We start from the raw sequence: 17374 nt of genomic DNA, 5'->3' as shown, positions 1-17374 counted from the left end.
GCGGATGCCTCGGCATCCGCCGCGAGCAAAGGAAACTCTCATCACCACTTCGCTCACGGCTCCCGCCGCCGCCGTGGCCTCTTCGGAGGCCCGGCGGGGGCGGGAGCCTCGCTCCTCCGCCCGACGTCGCCCGGATCGCTCGCAGAGCAGGATCGGATACATCTTCGTCTCCGGCTACGCGATTCTGCTGCTCGCGTTCGGCATCATCCCGACGCTCTATGCCGTCTTCCTCTCGTTCACGAAGAACGGCTCCTTCGCCGGCTTCGACAACTTCGTCAAGGTCTTCACCGACTATCGTTTTCTCCCCGCGGTGATGCACGTCGCGATCTACCTGGTCTTCTACCTCGTCTCGCTCCTCGTCTTCGTCGTGCTCCTTGCTCTTCTCGTGCACGGTGTGGGGCGCCGGTGGCTGTCGACGAGCTACCGCTTCGTCTACTACATCCCCGGAGCCCTCGCCGGCGCGTCGAGCGTCATGCTGTGGCTGTTCCTTCTCGACCCGACGGTCAGCCCGGTCGCCTTCCTGCTTCGTGCTTTCGGCTTCGAGAACTTCGTGCAGACGGTCTCGGTGGACAACTTGCCGATCATCTTCACGATCATCGCCTTCTGGACCGGCGCCGGCGGCTGGATCGTCATCATGTACGGTGCCCTCAACAACATCTCCGCCGATGTGCTGGAGGCGGCCCGCATCGACGGCGCCGGGGCAGTGCAGACCGCGATCCACATCCAGATCCCGCTCATGCGCAAGTGGATCTCATACATGGCCGTGATGTCGCTCGCGGCGGGCACGCAGCTGTTCGTCGAGCCTCGTGTGCTCTCCCAGGCCTCCAAGGGGGTCGTTCCGCCCGACTACTCCATCAACCAGCTCGCGTACCTGTACGCGTTCCGCCAAGGCGACTTCAACGGCTCCGCCGCGATCTCGCTGCTGCTCCTGCTCGTCGCAGGCGCCCTGTCGGCGATCTTCGTCTTCCGAGGAGGACTCTTTGAGCGCGATTGATCTCCACGTGCGCGCGCGCCGTCGAAACGGTGCGGCGATGTCACCCGCCCGGTGGATGGGCCGGGCCCTCGTCACCGTCGTTCTGGTCTTCTTCACCCTCTTCTTCGTCGTGCCGATCGTCTGGCTGCTGCTCGCGCCGACGAAGACACCGCGCCAGCTCCTACTGGACGGACCCTTCACCTTCGGAGGATTCGACACCCTGGCGAGCAACTGGAACGAGCTGATCCAGTTCCAGGGCGGCATCGTGTGGACCTGGATCGGCAACTCGGTGCTGTACACCGGTGTGGCCCTGCTCGTCACTCTCGTCGTGACAATCCCTGCGGGCTACGCGCTCGCGCTCACCGAGTTTCGTCTACGCAAGACGTTGCTGGTCGTCACCCTGGTCGTCATGCTCATTCCGAGCACGGCGCTCGTGCTGCCGGTGTTCCTCGAGATGTCGGCGCTGAAGCTCGTCGGCAACCCGCTCGCGGTGATCCTGCCGTTCTCCTTCTTTCCCTTCGGCGTCTACCTGACCTACATCTACTTCTCGACGAGTGTGTCCAAAGATCTGTTGGATGCCGCGCGCATCGATGGGGCCGGCGAGTGGCGCGTGTTCGGGCGCATCGCGATGCCGCTGGCCACGCCCGTCATCGCGCTCGTGGGCTTCTTCAACCTGGTCGGAAACTGGAACAACTACTTCCTGCCGTTCGTGATGGCCCCGGGGCGCAAATCGCCGATCCAGGTTGGGCTGGCGGAGCTGCTGTCGAACGTTCCGCTGTTCAACCCGACAAGTGGCGCATCGATCACGATCTCGTTGCCGGTCCTGGCGCTCGCCACGCTCGTCTCGGTCGGTCCCGTGCTCGTGATCTTCCTCTTCTCGCAACGCTTCCTCGTGACCGGCATGACCGCGGGCGGGACGAAGGAATGAGGATGTCGTCGACCCCGGTGCGTCGGTTCGGCATGGCCGCCCGACTCGTCCCGGAGAAGCGGGCGGAGTACCTCGAGCTGCACGCAGCCGTCTGGCCGCACGTCGAGGAGATGAACACGCGCTGCGGCATCCGCAATTTCACGATCTTCGTCCTCGACGACGTGATCCTCGGGTACTACGAGTACGTCGGCGACGACTACGAATCCGACCAGGCGATCATGGCGCAGGATCCGATCTGTCAGCAGTGGTGGTCGTACACCGCGCCCTGCCAGCTGCCGCTGCGCAGCGGTTCATCGAGCCCGAACTGGGAGCAGTTCGCGGAGGTCTGGCACCAGGACTGACGTCAGGGCTTGCGGGCGGTGGGCTGACGCCGGCGCTGCCACGCGTCGAGGATGTGTGCGCGCATCGCGCTCTCGGCGGCCGCGGCATCCCCCGCCTCGATCGCCTCGAGAACGCGGCGGTGCTCCTCGAGGGTCAGATGGAAGACATCCTTGGACGGGTTCGTCGTGAAGCGGGCCGACTCGCGCGCGCGTGAGTACAACGTGCGGGTGATGCTCTCGGCGAGCGGGATCTGCGACTGCCGCATCACTTCGAGGTGAAAGAGCATGTCGGCGTCGTTGTACTCGTCCTCGTGATCGATGGTGTGCTCCATGCGCTCGTAGGCTGCGCGCAGGGCATCGAGCTCGGCATCCGATCGACGACCCGCCGTCGCGGCGGCCATCGCGCCTTCCAGCGCGCCGCGCACGACCGCGAGATCGTCCAGTACGCCCAGCGACGCGTCGTTCTCGAGCATGACCTGCAGAACCACCGGATCGAGGACGTTCCAGGACTCGCGCGTGCGCACGGTCGTCCCGCTGCCCTGCACGACGGCCACGAGGCCCTTCTCCTCGATGCGCTTGATGGATTCACGCACGACCGTGCGGCTGACGCCGAAATGCGCGCTCAGCTCCGTCTCGATCGGCAGCATGGTGCCTTCGGGGATCTCCTCGGTGATGATCGCCGTCACGAGGTCGTGGACAACCGCGACGCCGAGCCGCGACACCGGGGTGCGCGCCGCCTTGCGATCGAACACGCGCGGCGGTGCGGCCTCCGGCCGAAGATCATTCATCGCAACATTCTATGCGTCGCGGTGCGTGGCGGGAGAAGACCCGGCTCGTCTCTCGGCAGCAAGGCTGAGCCCCGCGCGCAGGGGTCGCACGTGCGGTCCCGCGGACTGCAACCAGTCCCCGTCGTGGACCGCGGCACCGATCGCCTGCTCGTCCACGGTCAGTCCTGCGCCTGGGGCATCGCCGAGGATGATCCCTCCCTCGTCCACGTGCTCGTCGACGCGGACGCCGAAGGGCATGCCGAGGTCCTGGACCTCCGCGGTGAGGTGGTTGGGCACCGCCGCGGCGGCGTGACTCACTGCGGGATTGCTGGTCAGGCCGACCGGGCTGATCGGCAGATCGCGTGCATGGGCGGCGTAAGCCAGTCGCAGGAAATGCGTGATCCCCCACACGGCGCCGGTCTGCACGACGTCGACGGCGCCGAGGTCGAAGAGCGCGCGGAACTGCTCGAGGCCGGTCAGGTTCTCGCCGGTGGCGACGGCGGCGCGCACCGACTGCGAGAGCCGCGCGTGGCCGTGGGCGTCCCAGCGGCGCAGCGGCTCCTCGATCCACGTGAGATCGATCTCCGCCTCCACGGCGCTCACGTAGCGCACGGCCTGCTTCAGGTTCCATGACTCGTTGGCGTCGAGCATGAGCGCGGGATGCTGCGTGTTGCGCGCCAACTGCTCCTGAACGATACGCAGGCGGCGCAGGTCGGTCTCGACATCGCGTCCGCCCTTGAGCTTGCCACTCGTGAAGCCGCGCTCCGCCATCGCCGCGTAGAAGTCCGCCAGTCGATCGTCGCTGAGAGCGATGTCGAGGCCCGACGCGTACCCCGGGACGAAGCGGTCCCGACCGCCGAGTAGACGCCACAGCGGCTCGCCGAGGGCCTTGGCCTTGATGTCCCAGAGAGCGGCGTCGAGCGTGGCGATCCCCCCGAACGTGGCCCCGTTGTGACCCGCCTTGAAGACGTGGGCGAGCATGCGGTCGTACAGGCCGGAGACGCCGCGGGGATCCTGGCCTTCGAGGGCGGGGAAGATGCGGGCGATGTCGTGGTCGGAGCCGACGGCCACCCCCTCGATCCCCTCATCGGTCTCCACGATGACGATCGGCACCTCGGTGATGCCGGATGCGATGAAGCCGTTGACGTCGCCCACGGGCCGCCCCCAGTCACGGTGGGTGCGGAGCGTGCGGTAGCCCGTGATCTTCATATCGTCCTTGACACTTTCCGGGGTGAATTCCTGCTATAGAGCATACATCATATGAACGATGAACGGACGCGGAGATGAGTCACACCCCCGTCCACCTCCAGCGCCGTGCCCGTGGTGGATCCCGCGCGGGGACTGGCGAGGTACAAGATCGCGTCGGCGACCTCCTCCGGGGTCACCATCCGCCCCGTCGCCTGTCGCGCATCCAACGCGGCCCGCTCGGCGGTCGGATCGGGGAACTGCTGCAGCATCCGCTCGACGAACGGCGTCGACACCGTTCCCGGGCTCACGCAGTTGACACGCACGCCCTCCGACACGTGGTCCGTCGCCATCGCGTACGTGAGCGCGAGGACGGCGCCCTTCGACGCGTTGTAGACGGCGCGCTGGGGCAACCCGTTGAGAGCGCCGATCGAGCACACGTTGACGATCGCTGCGTGCGCGGATGCGCGCAGATAGGGGAGCGCGGCGGCGCTGACGCGCGCCGTGCCGCGGACGTTGATGTCGAGCACCCGCTCCCAGTCGTCCTCCGTCGCCTCCTCGACGGTACCCACGCAGCTGACCCCGGCGCTGTTGACGACGACATCGACCCCACCCAGACGCTGAGCGATGGCCTCGATGGCCACGTCGACGGAGCGCCGCGAGGTGACGTCGGCCTCACAGCCCATCACCGCGGGCGGCAGTGCGGCGAGGGAGCGGTCGAGCACGGCCACCGTCGCTCCCGACGTGAGGAGTGCGTTGACGCTGGCCAGGCCGATGCCGGACGCACCCCCGGTGACGACGGCGACGATGCCGTCGAAGTCTCCGGCGCTCATGCGTCGACCAGCCGTTGCGCCGCCCGCCCAAGACCGTCGATCTCGAGCTCGACGAGATCACCGGCGCGCAGATACGGATGATCGGCCCGTCCGAGGGCGACCCCCGCGGGAGTCCCGGTGTTCACGAGGTCGCCGGGGCGCAGCACCATGAACTGCGACAGGTACCAGATCACATGGGCGACGGAGAAGATCTGCTGCGCGGTCGACCCGTTCTGTCGTTGCGCGCCGTTCACCCACAGGCGCAGGCCGAGCGCCTGCGGGTCGTCCACCTCGTCGGCGGGAACGAGCACCGGCCCCAGGGGATTGAACGTGTCACAGCTCTTGCCCTTGTCCCACTGCCCGCCGCGCTCGAGCTGGAACTCGCGTTCCGAGACGTCGTGCGAGACGACGTACCCGGCGACGTGTCGGAGGGCCTCGTCGGGCGAGGTGAGATAGCGGGCGGTGCGGCCGATCACCACCCCGAGCTCGACCTCCCAGTCGGTCTTCTGGGATCCGCGCGGGATGAGGATGTCGTCGAACGGGCCGACGATCGTGCGGGGATCCTTCATGAAGACGACCGGTTCGCCGGGAACCGCTGCGCCCGTCTCGGCGGCGTGATCGTGGTAGTTGAGGCCGATGCAGACGATCTTGCTGGGGAAGGCGATCGGCGCGCCGGTGCGGAGGTCCGCGGCATCCGGCAGAACCGTCAGCCGGTCGGCGTGCCACGCTTCCCGCGCGCGCACCAGTCCGTCGTCGGCGAGGAAGGCGCCGTCGATGTCAGCGGTGAGGGGGCGCAGATCCCACGGGACGCCGTCGCGCCACATCGTGGGGATCTCGTGTCCGAGGGGTCCGAGTCGTGCGAAGCTCATGGGCTGTCTCCGAGGGTGTGGGGGTGACGATCAGCGGACAACGGTGATCCCGAAACCCTGATCGAGGTCGGACTGTCGCGCGGCACCTTGCCAGTCGCCGGGGTGCAGGCAGGCGAATGCTCCACACCGGGTCGCGACCCGCAGCCGCTCGTATGCAGGGTGCCCCGCCGCGCGCGCGGCGAGGTAGCCGGCGGCAAAGGCGTCACCGGCGCCGACCGTGTCGACGGGGGAGATCTTGTCGGCGGCGATCCGGTGCGCGGCGCCGTCGATCTCGGCGATCGCGCCTCGATCACCGAGCGTCACGACGGCTTCGCGTGGACCGAGTGCGCCCAGGGCCCGGGCGAGCTCGGCGAGCGGGACGGCACCCGAGGGCCGTGACACCAGCTCGGCCTCCTCATCGCTCGCGAAGACGATGTCGACACGCGGGAGAAGATCGAGATAGGCGGCGCGGGCCCGATCGCGGTCCCACAGCTTCGAGCGGTGGTTGACGGCGAAGGAGACGAGCAGGCCGTGAGCGCGGGCGCGGTCGACGGCCTCGTGCACCGTCGCACGAGCGCTCGCCGAGAGCGCGAGCGTCACGCCCGTGATGTGGATGATGCCGTAAGCGGCGAAATCGAGCCGATCGAGGTCGGCGGGGGTGAGGCGGCTTCCCGCGCTCCCGGCCCGGTAGTACTCGATCACCGTCGTTCCCGCCCTCGGCGTGGACTTCAGCATGAGACCGGTCGGCGCCGCGGGGTCGGTGATCGCGAGCACGTCGACCCCCTCCGCGCGCAGGTCACCGCAGACGCGACGCCCCAGCGCGTCATCGCCCACGCGTCCCAGCCACGTCACGGGCACGCCCAGACGCGCGAGCCCGACGGCGGTATTTCCCTCGGCGCCTCCCGTGTCGATGGATGCCGCGGGCAGGCGCTCGAAGCCGCCGATGCCGTCTCCACGGAGCAGACCCATGCTCTCTCCGAGGGTCAGCACGCGCAGGGGGGCGCTCATACCCGGCCTCGCACCGCGTCGCAGAGCTCGCGGCACGCGCGTGCGAGATCGCGGATCGCCCCGAAGTCACCCGCCGAGATCTGCGCCCGCGGCACCATCCAGCTGCCGCTGCCGGCGAACACGGTCGGGCGACGCAGGTAGTCGCCGAGGTTGTCGACACTCACACCTCCGCTGGGCAGGAGGCGAACGTCGGGAAACGGGCCGGCAAGAGCGTCGAGGTAGGCGGGTCCGCCCAAAGCCGAGGCCGGGAACACCTTGAGATGCGTGTAGCCGTCCTCACGCGCGCGTTGCAGTTCCGTCGCCGTCGCGATGCCCGGGATCATCGTGAGGCCGCGCTCGCGTGCCCTCACGTTGACGCCCGCGGCGTAGCCCGGCGACACCAGGAACCGCGCCCCGGCATCCGCCACGGCATCCACTTGGTCGGCGCTCAGCACCGTGCCCGCGCCCGCGATGAAGCCGTCGACGGCGGCCGCCGCGCGCAGCGCCCCCAGACCCGCTGGCGTACGCAGGGTGAACTCGGCGCAGCCGATACCGCCGTCTCGCAGCGCCTCCGCGAGCGGGGCGCCATGGAGGGGGTCGTCGAGGACGACGACCGGCACGATGCCGATGCGACCGATCGTTTCGAGCGTGTCCACGGTGCCGATCACCGGCCGAGCCAGCCGCCGTCGACGGGGAGGGTGATGCCCGAGACGTAGTCGGAGGCGGGTGCGGCGAGGAAGACGGTGGCGCCCGCGAGGTCGGACGCCTCACCCCAGCGTCCGGCGGGGATGCGCTCGAGGATGGAGCGCGAGCGGTCGATGTCGGCGCGCAGCGCCTCGGTGTTGTCGGTGGCGATGTAGCCGGGGGCGATCGCGTTCACGTTGACGCCGTGCGAGGACCACTCGTTGGAGAGTGCCTTGGTCAGACCGGCGATGCCGGACTTCGCGGCGGCGTACCCGGGAACGTTGATGCCGCCTTGGAAACTCAGCAGCGACGCGGTGAAGATCACCTTGCCGCGTCGGCGCTCGAGCATCTGACGGGCGACGGCCTGGGTGAGTCGGAACTGGCTGGACAGGTTGATCTGGATGACCCGGTCCCACAGTTGCTGCGGGTGCTCGGCGGCGGGGGCTCGTTCGATCGTGCCGGCATTGTTGACGAGGATGTCGACGCGGCGTTCGGCGAGGGTCTGGCCCAGAGCGTCGACGGCATCGACGTCGGCGAAGTCGCACGCGATGCCCTCGAAACGGCGGCCCGTCGCCGTGACGGCGTGCTTGATGTCGCTGCCGGATGCCGGTTGCGAGGCGCTGACGCCGATGATGTCGGCACCGGCCCCGGCGAGGGCCACGGCCATCGCGTATCCGATGCCACGGCGCGCGCCGGTGACGACCGCCGTCGTTCCCGTCAGGTCGAACAGATCGCTCATGACTGACCGGCCACGTCGACGAGGATCTTCATGGCACGGCCGGCTTCGAGGTCGGCGAAGGCTTCCGCGGTGTCGCCGAGCGAGACGATGCGCGTGATGAGTCGGTCGGCGGGGATCACACCCTCGGTGATGAGTTCCACCGCCGTCTCGAAGTCGGCGCGCTGATACACGCGTGCGCCCAGGATGCGAAGTTCCCGCCAGAACACCCGCTGCAGGTCGATCGGACGGGGAGTCGGGTGGATCGCGACCACGACCAGGGTGCCGCGGACCTTGACGAGGTCCGTCGCACCGAGAACGGCGGGTGCGGCGCCGGAGACCTCGAAGACGACGTCGGCGCCCGCGCCCGCTGTCCACTCCTCGACGGCATCCTTCTGGTCGCGCTCGCGCGGATCGAGGGTCGCGAAGCCGAGCTCGGCGATCTGGGCACGTCGCTTCTCGTCGAGTTCGATCACGAGCACGTCGGCCCCGGCATGACGGGCGACGGTCGCGATGAGCAGACCGATCGGGCCGCCACCGATCACGACGGCCTTGTCGCCCGGGACGAGCTCGCTGCGGCGGACATCGTGCACGGCGACGGCGACGGGCTCGATGAGGGCGGCATGGTCGAGCCGTGTGTCCGCGGGCACCCGCACGAGTGCGCGCACGGGCACGTTCCAGCGCTGTTGCAGCGAGCCGGGGGAGTCGATGCCGATGAAGTCGAGGTTCTGGCAGATGTGCTCGTTGCCGGCAACGCACGCGGGGCACGTGCCGTCCCAGTCGAGCGGCATGACGGTGACGGCCTCACCCACGTCCCAGCCCGACACCCCCTCGCCGAGCGCGGCAACGGTGCCGCTCATCTCGTGCCCGAAGACGAGCGGCATGCGGACACGCGCGTCCATGTTCCCGTGGAAGATGTGCAGATCGGTGCCGCAGAGGCCGGTGTAGGCGACCGCGAGCTGTACCTCGCCTGCGGCGGGGGGTGTCGCGGGAGCGTCCACGGCGATGAGTTCGCGGTTGCCGGCGTAGGCGAGACCGTTCACGCTGTCGTCCTCTCGATGGTCGGGGTGGAAGGAAGTCGGTAGAAGGCGCTCGCCGTGCCGCCGAGCGCGGCGTCGCGATCGGCGGCATCCCAGCCGCCGATGATCTCGGTGAGCGCGGCGTGGGCGCGGTGATGCCCGCCGGCGCGCACGACGATGGGCCAGTCGCTGCCGTACATCAGCCGTGCCGGGCCCAGGATCTCGACCGCGTCGTCGATGAACGGGCGGATGTCGTCGACCGACCAGGCGGTCGCGTCGCCCTGAGGCGGGTAGAGCCCGGAGAGCTTGGCATGCACGAGCGGGTGCGCGGCGGCATCCCGCAGCAGTCCGCGCCAGCGCAGTCGCTCCTGGGCGGTGCCCCCGATCGGCGGCTTGCCGAGATGGTCGGCGACGATCCGCAGCGAGGGATGGCGCCCGGCGAGGCCGGGGATCTCGCCCAGCGCCTCGGCGGAGGAGGTGACGAAGTCGAGCGCGAGGCCGGCCTGCGCCAGCAGGGCGAGCGCGTGGTTCTGCGCCGAGCCGGACAGCCAGCCCGGCTCGCGGTCGTGGATGAGATTGCGGATGCCGACGATCAACGGATCGCTGGCGAACCCCTCGAGGCCGCGCTCGACCGCAGCGGGGTCGTCCAACGGCAGCCACGCGACGATGCCGGCCACACGGCGTGGGTGTCGCCGCGCCTCGGAGCGCATGAGCTCCGTGTCGGCCGCGTTGTCGGCGGCCTGGACGAGAACGACGCGGTCGACACCGGCGTGGTCGAGGTCTGCGGCGATGTCGTCGATCAAGAGGGTGCGATCGATCGGATCCAGCGCCGACGTGAGCCAGGGGTAGGGAGCTCGGGTCGGGTCCCAGACGTGCAGATGCGCATCGACGATCATGCGGTCTCCAGTTCCGTCCAGGCCTCGTCCGAGATCGGTGTCTCGTACCTGTCGACCGTGCTGTTCACCTGGGTGGCGTTGCGCATGCCCACCACGACCGAGACCACCGCGGGGTCGCGCAGCGGGTACTGCACCGCCGCGTCGGGCAGTGTGATGCCGTGGCGGGTGGTGATGTCGGCGAGGCGCCGTGCGTGGGCGATGACGTCGACGGGCGCGGGCCCGTAATCGTAGGTCGCATCGTCACGGACGATGGGACTGCTGAGCAGGCCCGAGTTGTAGACGGCGGCGGAAACCACGGCGACGCCGCGCTCGTGCGCCAGGGGCAGCATTTCGTCCTGGGCTCGGCGGTCGAGAAGCGTGTGCCGTCCGGCGACCATGACCACGTCGACATCGCAGTGAGCGATGAACTGCGTGAGCATCTCCGCCTGGTTCATTCCGGCGCCGATCGCACGGACCACACCTTGTTCGCGCAGTTCGACGAGCGCATCGATCCCGCTCGTGGACGCCTCGTCCCAGTAGTCGTCCGGATCATGCAGGTAGGCGATGTCGATGCGGTCGAGCCCCAGCCGATCGAGGCTGCCCTCGATGGAGCGGAGCACGCCGTCGCGGGAGAAGTCCCACTTGCGCTGGTGCGTGGCCGGTGCGGCGAAGCCGTTCTCGTCGTCGAGCAGTCCCGCTGCCGCACGGGCGGGGGTGGGGATGAGGGCGCGTCCGACCTTCGTCGAGACGACGAACGCGTCACGCGGCCGGCCCTGCAGCGCCCGTCCGAGGCGCAGCTCCGACAGTCCCACGCCGTAGTGCGGTGCGGTGTCGAAGTAGCGGATGCCGCGGTCCCACGCCGCCTGCACGGCCTCCGCCGCCTCGACGTCGGAGGTCTTGCGATAGAGGTTCCCCAGCTGCGCGGCCCCAAACCCCACTTCGGAGACATCGATACGGCCGCCGATGGCTCGCTGAAGCATGTGACCTCCTTGTTCACAAATGATCATACATCACATGTGAGGTCACATCGAGAAGTGCGAACCCGCCTCCTGCCGGTCGCGGCTCAGACGTGCGGCCTGACCAATGGCGCACCCGCGGTGAACGCGTGCGCCGCGAAGCGAACGCCCATCCGCTCGTAGGCGGCGGCGTTCGGGTGAAGCCCGTCGTCGAGGTCAGCCACCTCGGTATCCGGAAGCAGCTCTCGACCGTCGAGGAAGAAGAGTCGCGCATCGTCCGCGCGCGCCGCGAGCACCCGCGCGAGCGCCTCGCGCACGACGCGGAGGTTCATCGCCCCGCGCTCGATCTCCGCCGGCGTCCCCGCGCTGCGTGCGCGGCCGCGATCGTCGAGAACGGTGGGACCCGGCGCCTCTTCGTGGGCCGGGCAGGGTATCGGCCCGAGCATCAGCACCGGCGCCTGTGGATGCCCTTCGCGCACGGTGTCCAGAAATCCATGCAGCACCGGTTCGAACATACGGCGACGCATGAGGTCGCCGTTGACGACGTTGATGCCGATCTCGATGCTGATCGCATCGGCCGGCTGGTCGCGGATCGTTCGAGCGACGAACGGGTCGCCCACCGCGTTGCCGCTGAAGCCGAGGCTGCGCAGGCTGTAGCCGCCGTGCGCCGCGGCGATCGCCGGCCATGTGCGGGTGGGCGCCGACGCTTCTCCGCACTGGCTGATGGACGACCCGTGGTGCACCCAGACGGGTCGATCGTCGCGCGGCGGCGTCACGGGTGCGTCGGCGCAGAGCGCGACGAGCTCGACGGCCGTGGTGTGCGGAAGCCAGATCTCGATCTCGCGCTCGCGTCGAGTGGCGCCGGTGTGGAACGTCACGGCGACGGGCGGGTGCTCCTGGGTCACCGTGCCGTCCGCAGCGACGAGGGTCTGGGCCGCGCCCGGCACGAAGACACGCTCGCGGTGCGCGCCGTCGACGACCAGATCGAGCACCGCCGGCGCTGCCGGGCGTACGCCGGTGTCGATGCCGATGATCGCGAGCTCCAAGGTCACACGCGTCGCCCCCGTGCGAGCGGCGATGCGCACACCGGATGTCATGCCGACGACGAAGTCGAAGACGGGGTCGGGGATCTGCCGTCGCGTCCAGGCCGGAAGCCGCCGTGGGCGCGAGCCGTAGATGCCCGGCACGCTGTCCAGTGCGCCGACGACGGACACCGCCGTCGAGGGGAAGGCGGTCGTGAACACCGTGTTCATCCGTGGGGCGAGTCCGTGCGCGACGTGCCGATGACGGGAGGTGCGGTGACCGTGCGCAGCAGGGTCTCGACCAGGCGATGACGGCGGTCGTCCCCACCCCGGGTCGTCGCCCCTTCGACGAATCGGGGAACGACGGGAGACGCATCGGCATCCTCATCGTCCAGGCTGCCGATGAGGTGACGGGCGGCGCGCTCGCCGACATCCGTCAGCCGAGGATCGATGGATGCCAGGTAGGGATCGATGTCGTCGCCGTAGCCCGCGACGTGGTCATAGCCGACGATCGCGACGTCCTCGGGAACGCGCAGGCCGGCCGCCTCGAACCCCGCGGCCAACCCGATCGCGATGGCATCGCTGCCGGCGAAGACGGCGTCGACGGTCGGCGTGCGGGCGTGGAGGATCTCGGCGGCGAGATGGCCCCATCCCCGGCTGAACGACCCGTGGAGGACGGCGGCCGGCTCGAGGCCCGCCTCGCCGAGCGCCGCAGCGAAGCCGCGCGACCGCTCGCGGACGGAGGGGAGGTGCTCCTCGGCGGTGACGTGGGCGATGCGCCGCCGCCCGAGTGCGATGAGGCTCTGCGCGGCCAGCGCGCCCCCCGCACGCTCATCGGGGTGGATGCTGCTGGCATTCGTCGCATGGTGCGGTCCGAACGCATGGACCACCGGCCCGGAGAAGGAGACACCGAGGTCGTCGATCGCGACATCCGGACCCTCCCCGATGACGATGATGCCGTCGACTTGGCGATCGATCATGTGCCGGATGTGGTCGCGGCGCAGGTCCGGCTCGTGCTGCGCGTCGTACAGGACGCTGGCGAGGTCGTGCGCGCTGAGCGCCCGGTTGATGCCGATCAGAACGGGCATGCAGAACGCGCCGGCCGCATTCTCCGCGAGGACGCCGATCGTGCGACTGCGGCCCATGGCGACACTGCGGGCGAGAGCGTTGGGCCGATAGTCGAGGTCGCGGGCGGCCGCGAGCACCCGCTCCCGCGTCGCGTCCGCGACGCGACCGGTGTCGTTCATGACCTGCGATGCGGTCGGCACCGACACGCCGGCGGCACGGGCGACATCGACCAGGCGGGCAGAGCGCTGCGGCATCCTCACCATCCCTCGCTCCCGGTAGGGCACCGGGGCCGTGTTTTCGATGAGCAGTCTATGCCAAAGCGGTTCGGCATAGACTGCTCGTGTGTCCAATGATGGTGCCACCGAGATCGCCGTGCACGGCGACGTCCGCTCCGATTTCGCTGCCGTGCGCTCGGCCTTCGCCGATGTCCTCCAGGCCGACCGAGCCGGGGGCGCCCTCTGTGTCGTCCACCGGGGCGAGACCGTCGTCGATCTGTGGGGCGGTGTCGATCCCCTCTCCGGGACGGCGTGGGAGCGCGATTCCACCACGCTCGCGTTCTCGGCAGCCAAGGGCATCGTCGCGATGCTGGTGGCCCAGCAGATCCAGCGGGGAACGATCGATCCCCTGGCGCCCGTCGCGGCCTACTGGCCGGAGTTCGCGGTCGCGGGCAAGGCGTCGATCACGGTCGCCGATGTCCTCACGCACACGGCGGGGATGCCGACGCTTCCGCTCGATGACGCGCGGGATCTTCTCGATCCCGTGCGGTTGGCCGCACGCGCCGCGCAGCGTTCCCCCGACTATCCGCCGGGCAGCGCCCGGGTCTACCACGTGCTCAGTTACGGCCTGCTGGCGGGCGAGATCCTTCGTCGCGTCACCGGTCTCGACGCCGGTGCGCTTCTGCAGCAGGAGATCGCGGCGCCGCTCGGCGCCGACCTCTGGCTGGGTACGCCTCCCGAAGCAGACGGTCGATTCCGGCCGGTGCTGATGGACCCGATCGTGCCGCCTCCCGAGCCGGGCGGCACCGACTCCGCGTCCGGGGCCGCCTGCCGATCCGCCTACACGAGCACCCTGCAGATCGTGCCCCTCTTCGAGCGGGAGGACGGCGTGCAGGGAACGGAGCTCGTGAACGGCAGCGACTTTCGGAGGGCGCTCGTTCCCGGGGGCGGGCTCGTCGCCACGGCGCGCGGCATCGCGCGCGCCTACGGTGCCTGCGTCGCGCCCGTCGACGGCGTCCGACTGCTCGACGACGACACGGTGGCGAGGGTCTCGGCGGACTGGCTGGACGGCGTGGCCGAGCCGGCATGCAACCCCGCCGCGGCGCTGACCACGCGCTGGGGCCTCGGCTTCGAGATCGCTCACGAGCTCTGCCCCATGCTCGGGTCGGGCTCGTTCGGCCACGCCGGCATGGGCGGGCGTCTCGCCTTCGCTCATCCCGGATCACGCACGGGCTTCGCCTTCATCGGTCAGCGGATGCTCTTTCCCGAACCGGGGCGCGACCCACGCTGGCGACGTCTGCTCGACGCGCTGGCGCCGGCGCTCGGCTGAACGGGGGGTGCTCGCGGCATCCGCCGGGGGAGGATGCCGCGAGCAGCTCATCCGTGCGCCGCTGCGCTCCGCGCGGCCTTCTCGCGTTCGAGCTGCGCCAGTCCGCGATAGTCGGGATCGGGATCGCTCGCCGCGTGGGCGGTGCGGACCGCCGCGCGCACGCGCTCGGGCGTGAACACCGCGGGGTGTGCCGTGCGTATCCGCCAGATCTCGTGCTCGCCCGGCAGGAGGGTGATCACGTTGCGGTCGGCGTGCGCCTCGGGGTCGAGAGCATCGACAAGCAGCGTCACGTCGCGCAGGAGCGTGTGCGCGTCGATGCGGATGCCGACACCGTCCGGCGCGACCTCTACGTTCAGCTCGAACGCCGGAACGCGATCGGGAAACTGCCGGTCGGTCCCGCCGAGCAGCGAGCTGCGGGTCGGACCGTCCGGCGCGAGCGCCGTGGCGATCAGGAGTTCGTCGGGCGCGAGCGCGGCGGCGATCACGGAGAGGTCTACGCGGGTCGAGCGATGAGGTTCTGCGACGACACGGAGTGAGCACCGCTCGACCAGATCGTCCGGACGCCAGCGCTGCACCTCGACGTCCACCGACCAGACCGTGCTCGTGCTGTTGCACACGAACAGCGCAGGAACCCCGTCTTCCTGGCGCAGCACCACGATGCGATCGCGATGCGCCTCGCGCACGGCGTAGGCGACGGGCTTGAACCGATCGTTCACGTCGATCATCGACCAGGACAACGCGGGCCAGCAGTCGTTGAGCTGCCACACGATCGTTCCGCGGCAGAAGGGTTCCAGAGAGCGGAACCGTTCCACGCCGTACCGCACCGCCCGCGCCTGATCGAGTTGGGCGAGCCAGTACCACTCGTCGAAAGCACGCGGGACGCCGAAGTGCGCCGCGAGCACGTCGTTGATGCGCTCCGTTCCGCCCTCGGCCTTCTGTCGCTGCACCGTGCCGGGGGAGAACGGAGCGGGATCCGCATCGTGCGTCACGGCGTCGAAGGTCACACGTGCGGGAGGGCCCTGGAAGCCGAACTCCGAGACGAAACGCGGCCTGACGTCGTCGTAGGCGCGATAGTCGTCGGGTATCCACCAGTGCACGACACCCCGTGTCGGATCGTTGGGATCGTCCCACCGCCCGCCCGAGGACGGACTGCCGATGAGGTACGTGCGCCCCGGGTCGAGCTCGGCGGTGAGGGTCGGCAGGAGGTCGGTGTAGAAGCATTCGCCCCAGGTCGCGCCGTCGAGGGCGTGCTCCCAGTCGTGCAGGAACCAGAACCAGAGGTTCTCGTTGTTGCCGTTCCACAACGCCAGGCTCGGATGGGGCATGAGGCGGGTGATGTTCTCGCGCACCTCCGCCTCGACCTCGGTGCGTAGCGGCTCCTCCTCCGGGTAGGCCGCGCACGCGAAGAGGAAGTCCTGCCAGACGAGCATTCCGGCCTCATCGCACGCTCGGTAGAACTCGTCGGACTCGAAGACGCCACCTCCCCAGACCCGCAGGAGGTTCGCCCCCAGGTCTCGGGCCTCCGCGACACGTCGACGCACGTCGTCCTCTGTCACCGCGGCGAGCGACGTGTCGTCGGGAATCCAATTGAACCCGCGGACATACAGCGGCACGTCGTTCACGGTGATGCCGAAGCTGCGCCCGACCTCGTCGTCGACCTGCTCGACGACGAGGTCGCGGAAGCCGACGCGACACGTCTGAGTGTCGAGCACGTCGCCGTCCGAGGTCGTCAGGGTGACGACCAGATCGTGCAGGGTCTGCGGGCCGAGTCCTGCGGGCCACCAGCGCTCTGGCGCGGGAACGTCGAGGCGAGCGTGCGCGTGGACGGCGCCGGGTTCGACGTCCACCTGGACGCCGACGTCCCCGATCCTGGCGATCATGATGAGGGCTGAGTCGGAGCCGACCGCACCCGAGCGCTCCAGTTCGACATCCAGGTCGACGACGCCGTCCGCGCCGTCCAGGCGAATCGTCGGTCGCAGCGCGCTCAGACGGGCGGTCGACCAGGCTTCGATCTCGACGCGGCGCCAGATTCCCGACCCGGGCAGCGCGGGGCCCCAGTCCCAGCCGAACGCGCAGGCGTTCTTGCGGATGAACGGAGACAGATCGCTGAAGACGCTCCATCGTGCGCCGAGACGGTCGCGTTCGGCGGTGGCCATCGCCACGGGCGAGTCGATGTCGATGCGCAGCGCGACGGCATCCGCGGCGAGCTCCGGGACGGGGACGCGCCACGTGCGGTGCATGTTGCTGAGGCGGGCGCGCTCGTCGCCGTCGACCCGCAGCACCGCATGTGTATCCACGCCGTGGAGAACGAGGTCGATGCGTTCCGCGGTGGTGTCGATCTGCTCGAGAGTGGTCTCGTACGACCAGTCGGACTGTCCGATCCACGCCAGCCGGCGCTCGTTGTCGCCCTCGTGGGGGTCGTCGATCGCGCCCGCGCTGCGCAAGGCCATGTGGACGTCGCCGGGAACGGGGGCGGCAAAGCGACGCGGGGTGCCGTCGGGTGCGTGGGCGACCGCATCCGGCACCGGGCCGGACAGGGCGGTGAGCTGCCACGTGGCAGGGGTGGGTAGGCGCAGGAGCACGTGTTTTCATCCTTGAAGTCGGTCGCTCGGAGGCGGATGTGGTGATGCGGTCTTGCATCGTCGGCCCTTCGGGGGCTATCGTGCAAAA

17 protein-coding genes are annotated in these 17374 nt (G+C 69.6%); 4 read left to right on the top strand and 13 right to left on the bottom strand.

Annotated features, from left to right (window positions below; all coding sequences use genetic code 11):
* Positions 1-73: 73 nt before the first annotated feature.
* The 3 genes from PP359_RS08465 to PP359_RS08455 are packed head-to-tail and all read left to right on the top strand — an operon-like array spanning position 74 to position 2242.
* On the top strand, positions 74-994 hold the full coding sequence (locus tag PP359_RS08465) for a carbohydrate ABC transporter permease (protein ID WP_239498505.1): 921 nt from the start codon (positions 74-76) through the stop codon (positions 992-994).
* Between the two features lie 37 nt (positions 995-1031).
* Positions 1032-1901, top strand: a complete 870-nt coding sequence (locus tag PP359_RS08460; protein WP_347418164.1) for a carbohydrate ABC transporter permease — start codon at positions 1032-1034, stop codon at positions 1899-1901.
* A gap of 2 nt (positions 1902-1903) precedes the next feature.
* On the top strand, positions 1904-2242 hold the full coding sequence (locus PP359_RS08455) for an L-rhamnose mutarotase (RefSeq protein ID WP_347418165.1): 339 nt from the start codon (positions 1904-1906) through the stop codon (positions 2240-2242).
* Between the two features lie 2 nt (positions 2243-2244).
* On the opposite strand, the gene PP359_RS08450 is transcribed toward PP359_RS08455, so the two are convergent.
* From PP359_RS08450 to PP359_RS08395, 12 genes are all read right to left on the bottom strand, one after another.
* Positions 2245-3009, bottom strand: coding sequence for a FadR/GntR family transcriptional regulator (locus PP359_RS08450; protein ID WP_347418166.1), 765 nt, complete (start codon positions 3007-3009; stop codon positions 2245-2247).
* A 9-nt stretch (positions 3010-3018) separates the two neighbouring features.
* A complete protein-coding gene (locus PP359_RS08445) occupies positions 3019-4197 on the bottom strand; it encodes a mandelate racemase/muconate lactonizing enzyme family protein (RefSeq protein WP_347418167.1) in 1179 nt (392 codons plus the stop codon).
* A gap of 47 nt (positions 4198-4244) precedes the next feature.
* Entirely contained in the window at positions 4245-5006 is a 762-nt protein-coding gene (locus PP359_RS08440) for an SDR family NAD(P)-dependent oxidoreductase (protein WP_347418168.1), read from the bottom strand.
* The gene (locus PP359_RS08435) at positions 5003-5854 is read right to left on the bottom strand and encodes a fumarylacetoacetate hydrolase family protein (protein WP_347418169.1); all 852 of its coding nucleotides are present in this window, start codon (positions 5852-5854) and stop codon (positions 5003-5005) included. The genes PP359_RS08440 and PP359_RS08435 overlap by 4 nt, the downstream gene beginning before the upstream one ends.
* Positions 5855-5884: 30 nt before the next feature.
* On the bottom strand, positions 5885-6841 hold the full coding sequence (locus tag PP359_RS08430; RefSeq protein ID WP_347418170.1) for a sugar kinase: 957 nt from the start codon (positions 6839-6841) through the stop codon (positions 5885-5887).
* Complete coding sequence (locus tag PP359_RS08425) at positions 6838-7476, bottom strand: bifunctional 4-hydroxy-2-oxoglutarate aldolase/2-dehydro-3-deoxy-phosphogluconate aldolase (RefSeq protein WP_499250327.1); 639 nt, start codon at positions 7474-7476, stop codon at positions 6838-6840. Before PP359_RS08425 ends, PP359_RS08430 begins: the two co-directional genes overlap by 4 nt.
* Before the next feature lie 8 nt (positions 7477-7484).
* Complete coding sequence (locus tag PP359_RS08420; protein WP_499250326.1) at positions 7485-8243, bottom strand: SDR family NAD(P)-dependent oxidoreductase; 759 nt, start codon at positions 8241-8243, stop codon at positions 7485-7487.
* Positions 8240-9262, bottom strand: coding sequence for a zinc-dependent alcohol dehydrogenase (locus PP359_RS08415; RefSeq protein WP_112932189.1), 1023 nt, complete (start codon positions 9260-9262; stop codon positions 8240-8242). The genes PP359_RS08420 and PP359_RS08415 overlap by 4 nt, the downstream gene beginning before the upstream one ends.
* On the bottom strand, positions 9259-10134 hold the full coding sequence (locus PP359_RS08410) for an amidohydrolase family protein (RefSeq protein WP_347418173.1): 876 nt from the start codon (positions 10132-10134) through the stop codon (positions 9259-9261). The genes PP359_RS08415 and PP359_RS08410 overlap by 4 nt, the downstream gene beginning before the upstream one ends.
* Complete coding sequence (locus PP359_RS08405; protein WP_499250325.1) at positions 10131-11093, bottom strand: aldo/keto reductase; 963 nt, start codon at positions 11091-11093, stop codon at positions 10131-10133. The genes PP359_RS08410 and PP359_RS08405 overlap by 4 nt, the downstream gene beginning before the upstream one ends.
* 83 nt (positions 11094-11176) lie before the next feature.
* Positions 11177-12313: a GDSL-type esterase/lipase family protein gene (locus tag PP359_RS08400; RefSeq protein ID WP_499250324.1), complete on the bottom strand. Its 1137-nt coding sequence runs from the start codon at positions 12311-12313 to the stop codon at positions 11177-11179.
* A gap of 5 nt (positions 12314-12318) precedes the next feature.
* On the bottom strand, positions 12319-13413 hold the full coding sequence (locus PP359_RS08395; RefSeq protein ID WP_433719978.1) for a LacI family DNA-binding transcriptional regulator: 1095 nt from the start codon (positions 13411-13413) through the stop codon (positions 12319-12321).
* Positions 13414-13501: 88 nt separating this feature from the next.
* On the opposite strand from PP359_RS08395, the gene PP359_RS08390 reads away from it, so the two are divergent.
* On the top strand, positions 13502-14704 hold the full coding sequence (locus tag PP359_RS08390; protein ID WP_499250323.1) for a serine hydrolase domain-containing protein: 1203 nt from the start codon (positions 13502-13504) through the stop codon (positions 14702-14704).
* Positions 14705-14751: 47 nt separating this feature from the next.
* Here the strand turns inward: PP359_RS08390 and PP359_RS08385 are convergent, their stop codons facing one another.
* Positions 14752-17286 (bottom strand): glycoside hydrolase family 2 protein, encoded by a 2535-nt coding sequence (locus PP359_RS08385; RefSeq protein ID WP_499250322.1) that lies wholly within the window; start codon positions 17284-17286, stop codon positions 14752-14754.
* Positions 17287-17374 lie beyond the last annotated feature (88 nt).

Origin of the sequence: Sphingomonas sp. BLCC-B65, assembly GCF_028550675.1 — a bacterium.
Classification (GTDB): Bacteria; Actinomycetota; Actinomycetes; order Actinomycetales; family Microbacteriaceae; genus Microbacterium.
Note: the sequence above shows the minus strand (reverse complement) of the source record. Positions and strands in the feature narration are given on the sequence as shown.